The following is a 15,067-nucleotide window of genomic DNA, read 5'->3' as shown; positions in this document are numbered from 1 at the left end:
TTGATGATGCACTTCAGACCAGAATCAGGTTGTCACGGTGCACGAGTTCAGGCTCGGCCATGTAACCCAGCTCCTTGACGATGGCGTCAGAGGGCAGACCGATGATCTTCTGCGCTTCGAGCGCGCTGTAATTGGTCAGCCCGCGGGCGATCTCGCGACCGTCAGCCGCCACGCAGACCACCATTTCGCCGCGACGAAAGCTGCCCTGCACCAGCTTGACGCCGACAGGCAGCAAACTTTTATGGCTTTGGGTCAGTGCTTTTACCGCCCCCTCGTCCAGCACCAGCGTGCCACGGGTTTGCAGATGCCCGGCCAGCCATTGCTTGCGAGCCGCGAGCATTTCGCGCTCAGGGGACAGCAACGTGCCCAATCGCTCACCCGCCCTCAGACGAGCCAGGACGCGTTCTATGCGGCCACCCACAATCACGGTGTGCGCACCGGAACGGGCGGCGAGTCGCGCCGCACGCAACTTGGTCTGCATGCCGCCACGACCCAGCGCACCGCCGGTGCCGCCAGCCACCGCATCTAGGGCGGGATCATCGGCGCGCGCTTCATAAATGAGCTGCGCCTCCGGATTATTGCGAGGATCGGCGTCGAACATGCCGTCACGGTCGGTCAGGATGACCAACAGATCAGCTTCAACCAGGTTGGCCACCAGAGCCGCCAAGGTGTCGTTGTCGCCGAAACGGATCTCGTCGGTGACGACGGTGTCGTTTTCGTTGATGACAGGGATGACTCCCAGCTCAACCAAAGTACGCAACGTGCTTCGGGCGTTCAGGTAGCGCTTGCGATCGGACAGATCATCGTGAGTGAGCAGAATCTGCGCAGTATGCCGTTGATGCTCGGCGAAGCTGGATTCCCACGCCTGCACAAGACCCATCTGACCGATTGCTGCAGCGGCCTGAAGCTCATGCATGGCACTCGGTCGCGCAGTCCAGCCCAGACGGCTCATACCGGCCGCTACTGCGCCGGATGAAACCAGGACCAGCTCGACACCCGCCTCATGCAGGGCCACCATCTGCTCGACCCAAACACCCATCGCGTTGCGATCCAGACCCTTGCCGTCCGCCGTCAGCAGCGCACTTCCGATCTTCACCACCCAACGCTGGGCACCTGTCACCTTGCTCCGCATGATCTTTCAACCTTAAGCCAGAGAGTCCGAATTCTAGATACTAAAACGCCGCTTCAAGAGCGGCGTCGTAGTTTACTTCAGTCGATCAGTCGCGGACGTAAATGATTTCCGGACCATCTTCGTCTTCCACGTCTTCCTCATCCCAATCGTCATCGCCGATGTCATGTACGCTCTTCACGCCGCTACGGCGCAAGGCACGCTGATCATCCAGCGCCTGCAACTGGGCGCGAGCTTCGTCTTCGATGCGTTGATCCAGCTCAGCCAGCTCGGCAGCGTAGGCCGGGTCATTGGCCAGACGATCAGCACGGTCTTCGAGATAGCGCATGATGTCGTGGGTCAGGCGATCGGTGCCTTCTTTGGCGATGGCCGAGATCACGTAGACAGGGCCGGTCCACTCCAGACGATCAATGATCTCCTGCTTGCGGGCCTCATGCTCTTCTTCGAGGATCTGGTCGCACTTGTTCAGGACCAGCCAGCGATCGCGGTCGGCCAGCGCAGGGCTGAACTTGACCAGCTCGTTGACGATGACTTCAGCGGCATCCGGCGCACTGCTTTCATCCAGCGGCGCCAAGTCGACGAGGTGCAGGAGCAGACGTGTCCGGGCCAGGTGTTTGAGGAAGCGAATCCCCAGGCCTGCACCATGGGAAGCACCTTCGATCAGGCCGGGAATATCGGCGACGACAAAGCTCTTCCAGCGATCGACGCTGACGACACCCAGGTTCGGGACAAGCGTGGTGAAAGGGTAATCAGCGACCTTTGGCTTGGCAGCCGATACCGAGCGAATGAACGTGCTCTTGCCGGCATTCGGCAAACCGAGCAGACCGACGTCAGCCAGTACTTTCAGCTCAAGCTTGAGGTCACGCTGCTCACCCGGCTTGCCGGGGGTGGTCTGACGCGGCGCGCGGTTGGTGCTGGATTTGAAACGCGTGTTGCCCAGACCGTGCCAGCCGCCATGAGCCACCAGCAGACGCTGGCCGGCCTTGGTCAGGTCGCCGATGACTTCCTGGGTGCCGGCGTCGATCACAGTCGTGCCGACCGGCACACGCAACACCAGCTCTTCACCCTTGCGACCGGTGCAGTCGGTGCTGCCGCCGTTCGAGCCGCGTTCGGCGTCGAAGTGACGGGTGTAGCGGTAGTCGACCAAGGTGTTGAGGTTTTCGTCGGCAATCATGTAGATCGAGCCGCCGTCACCGCCATCACCACCGTTAGGACCACCGTTCTCGATGAATTTCTCGCGACGGAAGCTCATGCAACCGTTACCGCCATCACCGGCCTTTACTCGAATGGATACTTCATCAACAAATTTCATAGCGCACGCCTCCCGTCACAAAGACGAGCAAACAACATAAATTCATAAGGCTCTTGCAAAGATGAGCGTTGCGATACCGATCAAAAACCAGCGACTTCACACCACAACGGCCCACACAAACAGCTTTGCAAGAGACTCACCGGAAACAGACCCTTCTACAAACGAAAAAGCCCTGTCATCGACAGGGCTTTTCAGCTCAGGAGGTATGAAGGTCAGGCCCTCATACCCCCTGAACGCAAGATTATGCCGCGACTTCAGTCTTTGGCACGATGCTTACATAGCGACGACCGAAGGCGCCTTTAACCTGGAACTTGATCACGCCTTCGACTTTAGCGAACAGGGTGTGATCTTTGCCCATACCAACGCCGTAGCCAGCGTGGAATTGGGTGCCGCGCTGACGCACGATGATGTTGCCCGGAACGATAACCTGGCCGCCATACATCTTCACGCCAAGGCGTTTGGCTTCTGAGTCGCGACCGTTACGGGTACTACCACCAGCTTTTTTGTGTGCCATGAGTCAATTCTCCTAGTGAGGATTAGGCTGAAATTAAGCCTGAATACCGGTGATTTTGATCTCGGTGTACCACTGGCGGTGGCCCATACGCTTCATGTGGTGCTTACGACGACGGAACTTGATGATGCGGACTTTATCGTGACGACCTTGGGAGATCACTTCAGCCACAACGGTAGCGCCTGCAACAACTGGAGCGCCGATGTTCACGTCGTCGCCATTGGCAACCAACAGAACGCGATCAAAAGTAACGGATTCGCCGGTAGCGATTTCCAGTTTTTCAATCTTCAGGTATTCACCTGGGGCGACCTTGTATTGCTTGCCGCCAGTAACGATTACTGCATAAGACATGGTGTATCTCCGATAATCCTGCTCACCCAGCTCTTTATAGGAAGAGGTATTGGCTGGCATGGCTGCACAAGGCTGGAAGGCCGACATGCAATTGCGTAAGGCAGGTGCTGCCCAGGAAGTTAGGGTGCGCGATTGTACGCAAGCGATCAACGCCTTGCAAGCTGCGTTATGTCACGCCTTGACAGGGTGGGGCCTGCAACCTAGCATGCCGCGCAACCCTTCTGGAGCACGTCTCGCTGATGCAACCCCAAGCCTTCTACACCGCTGTGGCGGACGACTTTACAGCCGTCGACCACATTATCAAGAAGCAGCTGACATCGCGCGTGCCGCTGGTCTCCAAAATCGGCGACTACATCACTTCCGCTGGCGGTAAACGCCTGCGTCCGTTGCTCGTTCTGTTGTGCGGCAAAGCGCTGGGCTCTGGCGGTGATGACCTGCGCCTTTTGGCGGCGACCATCGAATTCCTGCACACCGCCACCCTGCTCCACGACGACGTGGTAGACATGTCCGGCATGCGTCGCGGCCGCTCGACAGCCAACGCCATGTGGGGGAACGCACCCAGCGTGCTGGTGGGGGATTTCCTGTATTCGCGCTCGTTCGAGATGATGGTTGAACTGGGCTCGATGCAGGTGATGCAGATCCTCTCGAAGGCCACGCGGGTCATCGCGGAAGGCGAAGTGCTGCAGCTGTCCAAAGTACGCGACGCCAGCACCACCGAAGAAACCTACATGGAAGTCATCCGCGGCAAAACCGCAATGCTCTTCGAAGCGTCGACCCACAGCGCCGCAGCCCTGGCCAACGCCGGCCCGGAGCAAAGCGAAGCGCTGCGTACCTTCGGCGATCATCTGGGTGTCGCTTTCCAACTCGTCGACGACCTGCTGGACTATCGCGGCGATGCGGAGACCCTCGGCAAGAACGTCGGTGATGACCTCGCCGAAGGCAAGCCCACCCTGCCGCTGATCTACACCATGCGCGAAGGCACCGCTGAACAGGCTGCGCTGGTTCGTCAGGCCATTCAGAAGGGCGGCCTGGAAGATCTCGAAAGCATCCGCAACGCCGTGGAAACATCAGGCGCCCTCGAGTACACCGCCCAGCTGGCACGCGACTACATCGCTCGCGCCATTGCCTGTCTGGATGTGCTGCCGCCGAGCGTCTATCGCGACGCACTCGTCGAGCTGAGTGAATTTGCGGTCGCTCGCACACACTGACCGCTGCCCCGCTCCACTCCGCTGAAAGCCCGTCCATGTGACGGGCTTTTTGTTGTGCGGGATTCAGGCCCACCCTCAAGGCCTGCCCCGTCAGCAATGCGAATTAATCTCAAATAGATCCTTGCTATTCCTCAGATAAGAATTATTCTCATTGAAACACTCAAGGAGAATCACATGACGTATCTGATTGATGCCTGGCTTGACCGGCCACAACCCTACCTGCGCATCCTCGATCGCGAGACGGGTCAAGTGTGTGCGGTGCTGGAAGAAGAGGCGCTGGACGAATTGCGCGATCAGGGGGATCTGGATGTCAGCAGCCTGAGTTCAAGCGAACCCGGCGTTCAGAAGGAGATGGTGCGGAGCCTGTTTCTGTTCTGCTATGCGCGGGCATTGCGTCCGACCAGTGAACTGCATTGATGACGACACCTAAAATGACAATGCCGAGCCAGCGCGGGGCTGACTCGGCATCTGTCGAGCGTGAAGCGGTCGCTACAGAGGCTTACAGAACGTCGAGCAGTTCAACGTCGAAGACCAGAACGCTGTGCGGCGGAATGCTGCCAACGCCTTGAGCGCCGTAGGCCAGTTCGCTAGGAACATACAGACGCCATTTGCTGCCGGCCTTCATCAGTTGCAGGGCTTCGGTCCAGCCTGGGATCACGCCGCCAACCGGGAATTCAGCCGGCTCGCCACGATCGTAGGAGCTGTCAAACACAATGCCGTCGATCAGCATCCCGTGGTAGTGAGTGCGCACGTTGCTTTCGCGGGTCGGCTGAGCGCCTTCGCCCGCAGTGATCACTTCATATTGCAGACCGGAGGCCAGAGTGGTAACGCCATCACGCTTGGCGTTCTCGGTCAGGTACTCCTTGCCGGCGCCAGCGGCTGCTTCAGCTTTGGCCGCTGCTTCGGCTTGCATGATTTCGCGGATGACTTTGAAGCTCGCACCCATTTCTTCCTGGCCAACGCGGCTCGGTTTGCCGGCAAAGGCGTCGGTCAGACCGGCCAGAATGGCGTCGAGGTCGACGCCCGGCGGCGGGTTGTCACGCAGTTGGTCGCCCAGCTGACGACCAATACCGTAGCTGACGCGGGTTTCGTCGGTGGACAGATTGACTTCGGACATGACACTGCTCCGCTGAAGAGCACCCGTGGGTGCTCACATTTAAAGGCCGGGCAGACTAGCACAAAGGGCAATATCCAGTAAAAACCTACCAGGTCGAGCGGATGGACAGGGGGATCTTGACGTTCTGGTCCAGGGCGTCTTCCACGCCACACATCTCATCATGGACCACGGCGTGGACCAGACTGAACGGGATGGGCGGCACAGATTGCAGGAGTTGCCGTGCGTGCTCGACCGAACGCAGGTGCAACGCTTTGTTCTGTGCGTCGACCAGACGATGTGCGACGCCCTGCATCCGCGCTTCCAGCAGGTAGATGCCGCCTTCGATGGAGATAAGGTTGAGTTCGTCGATGCGGCCGGCGCCGGCGTGTGAGGTGAGTTCCTGCAAGTTCATGGCTAAGCCTCGTGGTGACTGGCTGAATAAGCGAACCCCAAGTCTCGCTGACACTGGCCTGAGCGCAAGGGACCAGCAGTGCCGCTGGTCATATTGGCTCGTAACGCTGCGATCACCCTACAGCCGGAAGCGCAGGCGATCAGTGCTTGGTCAGCTTGTCCAGATAGCCCATCGCGAAGGCAGAGACCACGAATGTCATGTGGATGATCACGTACCACATCAGGTATTGAGGCTCGATGTTCTTGGCGTCCATGAACACCCGCAACAGGTGAATGGACGAAATCGCGACGATGGACGCGGCGACTTTCATCTTCAGCGACGAAGAATCCATCTTGCCCAGCCAGTTGAGCTTTTCCTTGCCTTCGTCGATATCGAGTTGAGACACGAAGTTTTCGTAGCCGGAGATCATCACCATGACCAGCAGACCACCGACCAGCGCCATGTCGATCAACGACAGCAGCACCAGAATCAGATCCGATTCGGCCAGCGCGAACACGTTAGGGATGATGTGAAAGATTTCCTGGAAAAACTTCAGCGCCAGCGCCAGAAGCCCCAGAGACAAACCGAAGTAGATCGGCGCCAGCAACCAGCGCGATGCGTACATGGCATTTTCGATAAAACGTTCCATTGAAGCTCACAGATCATTGAAAAGCTCGCGAGTATAGGGCGAAGGCCAATTAGCACAACCCACCGCGAAAAGAGTTGAAACAATAACGCCCGATCGGGCGCCGGAGGAGATCGACGAATCCGCATTTTGGAGACCGAAGAAAGCACATGCGGACGCGTCGAGAGGCTGGGATCAGTTGACCGGAGACGTCCGCTGAGCCTGAGCAGCGTCGCTGTTGATCCTTCGCAGCTCCCCTTGAAGGTGAAGGCTCCAGATCGGGATCTCCTCCGCCGTTTCATAGCCATGCAACACAAGGCTTTCAGCAATGGCATCAAGCACCGATTCGGCAGCAATCGGTCCATGAAAAGGCCCCTGAGCCTTGAGTGCCGAGGGCTGTTCGCCAGACATTCCGGCAGCGAACAACAAGGTCCACATTCCTGTATCGCCTGACAACGGGCGAACGACACATTCGATTCGGGTCACCAGACCCAGGCATTGGCGAGTAAGACAGAGGCTGCGCGGCATGGCGAGCTCCTCATTGATTGCAGTATTCATCTCCTTCGCGTAACGAGAGAAATGCGTCAGTCCCTTTGACAACTGCTGCAACCCGACAATATCGAACAAATACCCCGTTGGAAAAGCGCGAAAACGAAAAGGGCGCCGAATGGTCATTTTGCCATCAAGCGCCCCGTTTCATTGACGTCAAAGGCCTAGCTTTTCAGCTCGGGCTGTAATTGTGGCGCCTCCTTTTCGAGCTCTTTGAGGTCGTCGTCACTGAGCATTTCAGCGATGTCGCGCAGGCGGTCCACTACCCTGCCGTTGACCGAATCATCGGGGAATTGACCGTCTTCGTCCGCTTCTCCGACAGGCATGCCCACCAACAGGCTCAGCGCTTCATCCACCTGACGCACGGCGTACACGTGGAACTGGCCGGCGCGCACCGCTTGCAGCACGCGCTCGTCGAGCATCAGCGTGGCAACGTTGGCATGGGGAATGATGGCGCCTTGATCGCCCGTAAGACCTCGGGCTTCGCAGAGCCGGAAGAATCCTTCGATCTTCTCGTTGACGCCACCCACCGCCTGGACTTCACCGAACTGGTTGATCGAGCCGGTGATGGCGAAGCACTGCTTGAGCGGGGTTTTCGACAGTGCGGAAATCAGCGTGCAGACCTCGCCGAGGGACGCGCTGTCGCCATCGACGTAGCCGTATGACTGCTCCAGCGCGATGCTCGCGGAAATGGCCAGCGGGAATTCCTGGGCATAACGGCTGCCCAGATAACCGGTCAAGATCATTACGCCTTTGGAGTGAATCGGCTGACCCAGGTTGACCTCACGCTCGATGTCGACGATGCCGCTGCCGCCCGGGTAGACCGTCGCTGAGATGCGCGCCGGCACACCGAACGCGGAATCCCCCACTTCCAGCACCGTCAGGCCGTTGCATTTGCCGACCGCCGCGCCATGGGTGTCGATCAGGATGATGCCCGCCAGCATGTCGTCGAGAATGCGTGCGGAAACACGACCGGTGCGGGTGGCCTTGGCCTTCAACGCCCGCTCGATGTGTCCGGCGTCGGTGCGCTCGTCACCGGCCACGCTGCGGATGAAGTCCGCCTCGCTGACCAGTTGAAACAGATCGCCGATGCGCGCCGACAAGCGCCCCTGATGCTCGGCGAGACGCGCACTGTACGTGGCAAGGCGCGCGACCGCGTCCGCCGTCAGGGGGGCCATGCCCTCCTCCGAGGTCCGGGTTTTGAGCAGCTGGGCGAATTGCTCCAGGCTCTCGTCGACCATCGGGATGTCTTCGTCGAAATCCACCAGCACCCGGAACATCTCCTGGAAGTCCGGATCGAGGTCCTGCAGTGTGTAATAGAGCGATCGTGCGCCAATGATGATGACTTTGACCTGCAGCGGAATGGTCTGCGGGGTCAGGGTCACGGTAGCCAGACGCCCCAGCTCACCCAACGGTGCTTCCATCTTCAGCTTGCGCGATTGCAGGGAGCGCTTGAGGGCGTCCCACACGAATGGCTCGCTGAGCATCTTCTCGGCTTCGAGCACCAGAAAGCCGCCGTTGGCCCGGTGAAACGCTCCGGGCCGTAGCTGACGATAGGTGGTGTAAAGCGCGCCCTGATCGGTGCTGTATTCGATACGGCCGAAGAGGTTGTCGTAAGTCGGGTGTGGTTCGAACACCACCGGCGCACCACCGCTGGCGGCATGGCCGACCATCAGGCTTGGGCAGTATTGCTCTTCGAGCAGCTTGCGTGCCTGGGCATCGGTTTTGCTGTCGTCGACCAGTTGCTCGACCACGGTTTTCAGCAGGTTGACCTGCACCGCCTGGAGGTAGGCGCACACCGCGGCGTTTTCGGCGTACTGCTCGGACAACGGTGCCAGCAGGGGCTGAAGCGCGAGGATGATGGTCTCTTCATTGAGCTCACGCATCTGGTTGTTGGACTCGCGCTTCCACTGCGGCAGGCTGGCGAGCTCTTCATTCAAGCGCTCCTCCAGCGCCGAAATATCGGTGTGAAAACGCTCGCGCTCGACTTCCGGCAATTGCGAAAACTCGGCCTCGTCCAGCGCCTTGCCTTCGAGCATCGGGGTGAAGGCGATATTGGTGTTGTCGCGGTACAGCGCGATGTCCTTTTCCAGCGCAAGACGCTCGATGACGTCGAGTGCACGGTCATAGCGCTGGTTGAAGGCGCGGTCGATCGAGCTCTTCTTTTGCTGGTAGGACGGATGCTCGAACACCGCAGGAAACGTCGACAGCAGGTTGTCGATCAGTCCGTTGATGTCGGCAATGAACGCACTGGCGCTGCCGGGCGGCAATTCCAATGCGCGCGGCTCGCGGGCGTCGTCAAAATTGTTGACGTACACCCAGTCCGACGGCGTCTGCATGCGCTTGGCTTCGGCCTTGAGGTAGCGTTTGACGAAAGAGAAGCGCCCGGTGCCAGGCTCGCCCATGACGAACACGTTGTAGCCGGGGCGCGGCATGGCGACGCCAAATTGCAGGGCTTCGACCGCTCGTTCCTGGCCGAGCACGCCGCGAAAGGGTTCCAGATCGTTGGTTGTCGTGAAGCTGAACTGTTCAGCGGAAAAGGGACGGGTCAGCGCTTCGGGCGCAAGTCGCAAGCTGGCAGCAACAGAATCGGGCATCGGACATCCTTACATCAGGCGGGGCAGATGGGCGCATTCTGGCGCTCGCCGCACCGCACTGGCAAGGCATGAACCACCTGATCGCTTTTCCGTATGAGGAACCTGCCTACACACCCGGCGGAGGTGGATTACACGCAACAATCTGCAATTGCTGACGGAACGTTCATATCGTGCCTAAACTCCAACTTGCGCGACCGGTAACAATTTAAATAACCGGTTCGCCCTGGCGCCCTTACGGCCAGGAATCCGACCCTTGGTTGAAACAACAGAGACTAAAGCTATGAAACGGATTCTTCTTGGTACTCTCTTCGCCGCTGTGTCCATCAACGCCATGGCTCAAGCGCCTGGCGGTCCGGACTGCGGTTGGGGCAACATGCTGTTTGAAGGTCAACGCGGTACTCCCGCTCACTTCCTCGCTTCCACCACCAACGGTACTTCGGGCAACGCCACCTTCGGCATGACCTCGGGCACCAACGGTTGCTCCACCAACAGCGCGCTGACTTACGGCGGCAAATCCTGGATTGCCATGAACGGCATGATGGATGAGCTTTCCAAGGACATGGCCATGGGCCAAGGCGAAGCACTGACCACGTATGCGGTCGTGTTGGGCGTTGCACCGGAAGACCGTGCGCATTTCGCCGCAGTCACCCACGAGCACTATCAGCAGATCTTCACCAAGGCCGACGCCACTGCTGAAGACGTTCACACCAACACCATCGACATCCTGAAGAACGATCCGACTCTGGCTAAATACGCAACCCAAGCTTAAAGTCGTGCCGCCTGCCTTCCTCCCCGGAAGGCAGGTTCTCCGCCCTGCCCACTTCTGACTAGTTGCCACTCTATGCTCAAACGCCTTGCCTGGCTGATGCTCTGTGTCTGCGCCCCGCTGTCCGCCGCGCCTCACGTCGACAATGATCGTTTGCAGCAACTGGCCAATTCCAGATTCTGGATCTCCATCGGCCACTACGAAGCCGGCAAGCTGGGTGGCTGGCGCAGCTATGTCGACGACCCGAAATTCTTCCTCGCCCAGAACGGCGCCCATGACCCCAAAGCCGAGCTGGCCGCGACGCTTGAGGCGATCTACCGCCCTGTCACCCAAGGCCAGGAAAACGCCCATCCGCAATGCGTTTACCCCTCCCGCACGCGCTTTCTGCGCGACGAATTGAAGCTGACCGATTTGCCCGCGGTTGACTGCAAAGAATTCAACAAATGGTTTTCCGATGTGGCCCCGGACAGCACCGTGCTGATCTTCCCGGCGGCCTACCTCAACAGCCCGTCGTCCATGTTCGGCCACACGCTGCTGCGCATCGATCAGGCGGACGTGCAGGCCAACAAGACCGCTTTGCTCAGCTACGCGATTAATTTCGGCGCTTACATCGAGGGTTCCGACAACAGCATTCTGTATGCGTGGAAAGGCTTGGCAGGAGGCTATCCGGGGCTGTTCGCGCTGGTGCCGTACCAGGAAAAACTCTCCGAGTACCGTAGTTTGGAGAACCGCGATTTGTGGGAATACCGCCTCAACCTGACGCCCGAAGAAACCCGGCGCATGGTCGAGCACGTGTGGGAACTCAAACAGATTCGCTTCGGGTATTTCTTTTTTGACGAGAACTGCTCCTACCGCTTGCTAGAGCTGCTTCAGGTGGCTCGCCCTAGTCTGGACCTGACGCCGCAGTTTCGTCTGACGGCCATTCCCACGGACACCGTGCGCGCGGTCAAGGAAGCGGGTCTGGTCGAGAAGATCGAGTATCGCCCTTCCAGGGAACGCGAGCTGCTGAGCCGCGCCGAGCCGCTGAATCACGATGAGCAGCAGTGGGTTTTGAAAGTCAGCGCGGACCAGAAGCAAATGCAGAGCGCCGAGTACATCGCGTTGCCGAAGGAACGTCGCGCATTGATTCAGGACGCGGCCTACAGGCTGGAGCGGTATCGCGCCAACGGCCAGGAACGTGATCCGACGAGCGCGCAACGCAGCTATGACCTGCTGCGTGCGATCAGCACCAATCCGCCGCCGCCGTTGGAGATTGAACGCCCGGGTCTGCCGGAGGACGGGCATGAGTCGCGCACATGGCAATTGGGTGCCGGCACCCGGGATGACAAGGAGTTCGCCGAATACGGCCTGCGCATGGCGTATCACGATTTGAATGACAACGCGTATGGCTTTCCGCTCGGCGCGCAGATCGAAATCCTGCAGCTCAAGCTGCGCCAATACGAAGACAGTCATTGGCAGGTGCAGCGGCTTGATCTGGCGACAATCCGCTCGCTGACACCTCGCAACGAGCTATTGCAGCCCTGGTCGTGGCAAGTGGCGGGCGGCCTTGAGCGGGTGCTGGGCAAGCACGGCGACGAGAATCTGGTGAGTCACGTCAACGGCGGCGCGGGCGGGACATGGAAATTGGGGGATGACGTGCTGGGCTTCGCACTGGGCACCGTGCGGGTTGAACACAACAACGATTTCTCGGCGCTTATTTCGCCGGCGGCGGGTTTCAATACCGGCGTGCTGTGGCGCAATCCACTGGGTAATTTCAGCCTGGAAACCAAGGGCGATTACTTCACCAACGGCGAAGTACGGCGCAACATCAGCCTCAATCAGCAATGGGAACTGTCGCGCAACCTCGGCCTGCGGCTCAGTGCGCAGCGGGATTTCAGCCAGCTGACCTCACCGGTTAATGAAGTGATGCTTGAGCTGAAGTGGTATCACTATTGAGTGATGCGCTCCTGGTTTTTCAGTGTGATGCCCGACGTCTTCCCGGCTGAAGCCGGTCCTACAATGCGCGCGACGGTTGTGTAGGACTGGCTTTAGCCGGGAAGAGGCCAGCACTGCTATGTGCGCGTCGTGGTGTAACCTTCTTCTTCGATCAATTCCACAATCTGCTCAGCCTCAAGCTGACTCTGGACTTTCACCTCACCTGTGGCGAGATCAATCTGCACCTGCGCCGTGGGGTCTTGCCCCTGAATGGCGCCGGTGACGGCTCGCACGCAATGTGCGCAGGTCATGCCTTGAACCTTGAATACCTGCATTTGCTGACTCCTCTTCCCATCGAAAACGTGTGATGACGCCATCTAAGACCTTTCCGTCGGGGCAAGGTCAAGTTTCCAGTTAATCGGCCGGGCTGGCATTCATCCGTACTCTGCGCCAGAGTGCGCCTACAACCGTCATATCAGGAGAATCAGACATGCGCTGGTCAGCCTTTCGTATTGCAGGTTTCGCCGGACTGTTGGCTTGCGCATCCTGGGCTCATGCCGATCAGGACTATGGCGTGCTGATCATTTCCCGCGAGCGCCTGGAGATCTCCACGTCCTGCGAAATCGGGATCTTCATGCAGGACCAACTCGTCGGGCGCCTGTACCAGGAAGAGTCTCGCTCCTTCAACCTGCCCGCGGGCGACCTGTCTGTGCGCTTGCGTGTACTGCCAGGCCAGACGCCGGGCTGCTCGCCGGGCATTGAGGCGCAGAACAACACACGCCTGCACATCAATGCAGGTGACGTTCTGAAATACCGCATCGCGTCCGGGCCCAACGGGATGTATCTGAAAAAAGCGGATTTGAATTACTGATAACGGCTCAGAACGACCTTGCCGCCCTGGCAAGGATGAGCTGAAAGTAATCAACTTCAGCTAGCGATGCCTGCGCGATGCGCACCCTCCCCTGATTCCCTTTCACAACGGCCAACAGGCAACTCGGTACTGCCGACGCCCGCAGGTTATTCGCTATATGCCTGACAGGACACTATCGCGAATCAATATTTGAAGAACATGGCATACCGCGCTCTCTCCATCTATACATTGAAGTCAAGACAAGGAGTCACGCGACCCCTACTTAAAAGGAGTTTACAAAATGGCGCGTCTTCCGCCTACAGCAGGATCAGTACAAGTTCTCGACAATGGAGTTCCTCTTGGCACCGCCACACTCCAGGCCGATGGCACATGGAACTTACCCGCTGCGGGGCTCGCACAAGGCACACATACCTTTACTGCTCGCGTTGATGGCGTTATCTCCAATCCATGGACCGTCAACATCCAACAGAATAATGAGATGAACCTTGTCGAACCCCATTTCAAAAATGCGACAAGTGCAGGGAACGGCAGAGAGCAGATCAATTATTACGCCTACGAAGGCGATGGTTACGTGGAGATTCCTGCCTATGGTGCCCTGAATGGAGATACGGTGCGTGTGTCTTGGGTGGGCAGGAGCGTCACGATAGACTCCGAGATCCAAACGGTAACCAATCCTGCGATTCCGCTGGTCTTCAAGATTTCCATGTACGAGGTCATCGACTGCATCGGGGTCAACGCAACCATCAAATACACCGTGGTACGGCCGCCCAGCAACGAAGTGCATAGGTCTCTGGCCTTGTCCTTGACGGTCATGGGCCATTCCGGTGCCATTGCCGCGCCCACCATCAATAGCCCGGACAACAACAACCTGCGCGTTCAGTTTGCGACTGATTACTACTCGGCGCAGGCGCGGTTCATCGGGCTGACCACCGTTGAAAGTCCTATAAAACAGTTTAACGGCAACTATATAAACTTCACTATTGATCAAACCTGGCTGAACGCAAACAGGGGTAGGCCCGTACTGTTTAACTGGAGCTTGAAACGCTTCGGCAATAGTCAAATCTTTTACTCGCAAATACTGCGGGTCAACGACTTGAAGTACAAGGAAGTCGATCCTGGAACGATCGAGCAATTCGATCCGGCTACGCGCGATGCTATTCAACGCTTCATAGCGAGCGCCTATGTGCTCATCAAGCTGCTGTTCAAACGTTAGTTGGCGAGGAACGCCCCATGAAAACAAGGATGCTTTTAATCGCCGCGTTATTAGCCGGCGCTGCCGCCACACAGCTCTCAGCTGCAGAGGTGGCCATGAAACAGCCCCTTAAACCTTCTGTTGCCCAGAACTGCAGTGAGTACATTCAGAGCGGAAAATGGGTGTATCGCTTCAGCAGCGATTATCAATTCAACGAATGGATGCTGTCACTGACACCCAGTGCATGCGGCCGCTACATCGACGCAACTGAAACGGCGTACATGTTTTATGAAGTCGTCAAGAAGTTCGGACAGAGCGAACACTGGTCGAATAACCGGGGCATGATCAATCAATTGACCTGTCACCTCTACATCGCGCGGGAAAAACCTGAGTGGAATCTGGAGCCGTGGAGGCCATACGTGGGGTATACCAAAACGGTAGCAGCCGGATGCAACCCTCTCGAGCCCGATCCGGACCCTGTCTACCACTGAATCCCTGCCAGACCTGGCGGTGGCTGAGCATCGTTAGATGAAGCGCTGGACACTGATCCAGCGC

17 protein-coding genes are annotated in these 15,067 nt (G+C 58.4%); 7 read left to right on the top strand and 10 right to left on the bottom strand.

All coding sequences use genetic code 11. The features are described 5' to 3' along the window. Positions 1–13 precede the first annotated feature (13 nt). From proB to rplU, 4 genes are all read right to left on the bottom strand, one after another. On the bottom strand, positions 14–1,132 hold the full coding sequence (gene proB / locus SLW74_RS16915) for a glutamate 5-kinase (protein ID WP_410929573.1): 1,119 nt from the start codon (positions 1,130–1,132) through the stop codon (positions 14–16). An 85-nt stretch (positions 1,133–1,217) separates the two neighbouring features. Continuing rightward, positions 1,218–2,441 (bottom strand): Obg family GTPase CgtA, encoded by a 1,224-nt coding sequence (gene cgtA, locus SLW74_RS16910; protein ID WP_410929572.1) that lies wholly within the window; start codon positions 2,439–2,441, stop codon positions 1,218–1,220. A 241-nt stretch (positions 2,442–2,682) separates the two neighbouring features. Further along, positions 2,683–2,955 carry a 50S ribosomal protein L27 gene (gene rpmA, locus SLW74_RS16905; RefSeq protein WP_037015434.1) on the bottom strand — a complete coding sequence of 91 codons (273 nt, stop codon included), beginning with the start codon at positions 2,953–2,955 and terminating at the stop codon, positions 2,683–2,685. A gap of 33 nt (positions 2,956–2,988) precedes the next feature. Continuing rightward, entirely contained in the window at positions 2,989–3,303 is a 315-nt protein-coding gene (gene rplU, locus SLW74_RS16900) for a 50S ribosomal protein L21 (RefSeq protein WP_003176051.1), read from the bottom strand. Positions 3,304–3,542: 239 nt separating this feature from the next. Here rplU and SLW74_RS16895 point away from each other — a divergent pair, with 239 nt between their 5' ends. Then, positions 3,543–4,511 (top strand): polyprenyl synthetase family protein, encoded by a 969-nt coding sequence (locus SLW74_RS16895; protein WP_369318902.1) that lies wholly within the window; start codon positions 3,543–3,545, stop codon positions 4,509–4,511. Between the two features lie 174 nt (positions 4,512–4,685). Beyond that, the gene (locus tag SLW74_RS16890) at positions 4,686–4,928 is read left to right on the top strand and encodes a hypothetical protein (protein ID WP_065987680.1); all 243 of its coding nucleotides are present in this window, start codon (positions 4,686–4,688) and stop codon (positions 4,926–4,928) included. Positions 4,929–5,010: 82 nt separating this feature from the next. Here SLW74_RS16890 and SLW74_RS16885 read toward each other — a convergent pair whose 3' ends face one another. The 5 genes from SLW74_RS16885 to SLW74_RS16865 form a co-directional block, all read right to left on the bottom strand. Continuing rightward, positions 5,011–5,628 carry an FKBP-type peptidyl-prolyl cis-trans isomerase gene (locus SLW74_RS16885; RefSeq protein WP_410929571.1) on the bottom strand — a complete coding sequence of 206 codons (618 nt, stop codon included), beginning with the start codon at positions 5,626–5,628 and terminating at the stop codon, positions 5,011–5,013. 85 nt (positions 5,629–5,713) lie between these two features. Continuing rightward, on the bottom strand, positions 5,714–6,019 hold the full coding sequence (locus SLW74_RS16880) for a DUF6482 family protein (RefSeq protein ID WP_369318901.1): 306 nt from the start codon (positions 6,017–6,019) through the stop codon (positions 5,714–5,716). A 139-nt stretch (positions 6,020–6,158) separates the two neighbouring features. Further along, complete coding sequence (locus SLW74_RS16875; protein WP_065987683.1) at positions 6,159–6,647, bottom strand: TIGR00645 family protein; 489 nt, start codon at positions 6,645–6,647, stop codon at positions 6,159–6,161. 171 nt (positions 6,648–6,818) lie between these two features. Further along, positions 6,819–7,151: a hypothetical protein gene (locus tag SLW74_RS16870; RefSeq protein WP_192133290.1), complete on the bottom strand. Its 333-nt coding sequence runs from the start codon at positions 7,149–7,151 to the stop codon at positions 6,819–6,821. Between the two features lie 185 nt (positions 7,152–7,336). Then, a complete protein-coding gene (locus SLW74_RS16865; RefSeq protein WP_192133172.1) occupies positions 7,337–9,769 on the bottom strand; it encodes a Lon protease family protein in 2,433 nt (810 codons plus the stop codon). Positions 9,770–10,049: 280 nt separating this feature from the next. Between SLW74_RS16865 and SLW74_RS16860 the strand changes: the two genes are divergently transcribed. Both SLW74_RS16860 and SLW74_RS16855 read left to right on the top strand, forming a co-directional pair. Next, on the top strand, positions 10,050–10,538 hold the full coding sequence (locus tag SLW74_RS16860; protein WP_065987685.1) for a DUF3015 domain-containing protein: 489 nt from the start codon (positions 10,050–10,052) through the stop codon (positions 10,536–10,538). Positions 10,539–10,610: 72 nt separating this feature from the next. Next, positions 10,611–12,470, top strand: coding sequence for a DUF4105 domain-containing protein (locus tag SLW74_RS16855; RefSeq protein WP_410929570.1), 1,860 nt, complete (start codon positions 10,611–10,613; stop codon positions 12,468–12,470). A gap of 116 nt (positions 12,471–12,586) precedes the next feature. On the opposite strand, the gene SLW74_RS16850 is transcribed toward SLW74_RS16855, so the two are convergent. Next, entirely contained in the window at positions 12,587–12,784 is a 198-nt protein-coding gene (locus SLW74_RS16850; RefSeq protein ID WP_065987687.1) for a heavy-metal-associated domain-containing protein, read from the bottom strand. 155 nt (positions 12,785–12,939) lie between these two features. On the opposite strand from SLW74_RS16850, the gene SLW74_RS16845 reads away from it, so the two are divergent. The 3 genes from SLW74_RS16845 to SLW74_RS16835 all read left to right on the top strand — a co-directional run bounded on the left by SLW74_RS16845 (position 12,940) and on the right by SLW74_RS16835 (position 15,003). Beyond that, on the top strand, positions 12,940–13,320 hold the full coding sequence (locus SLW74_RS16845; protein WP_065987688.1) for a hypothetical protein: 381 nt from the start codon (positions 12,940–12,942) through the stop codon (positions 13,318–13,320). Positions 13,321–13,600: 280 nt separating this feature from the next. After that, the gene (locus SLW74_RS16840; protein ID WP_192133178.1) at positions 13,601–14,533 is read left to right on the top strand and encodes an Ig-like domain-containing protein; all 933 of its coding nucleotides are present in this window, start codon (positions 13,601–13,603) and stop codon (positions 14,531–14,533) included. A gap of 17 nt (positions 14,534–14,550) precedes the next feature. Further along, positions 14,551–15,003, top strand: coding sequence for a DUF2599 domain-containing protein (locus SLW74_RS16835; protein ID WP_065987690.1), 453 nt, complete (start codon positions 14,551–14,553; stop codon positions 15,001–15,003). Positions 15,004–15,067 lie beyond the last annotated feature (64 nt).

This window comes from Pseudomonas sp. W5-36 (assembly GCF_046540455.1).
Classification (GTDB): Bacteria; Pseudomonadota; Gammaproteobacteria; order Pseudomonadales; family Pseudomonadaceae; genus Aquipseudomonas; species Aquipseudomonas graminis_B.
Note: the sequence above shows the minus strand (reverse complement) of the source record. Positions and strands in the feature narration are given on the sequence as shown.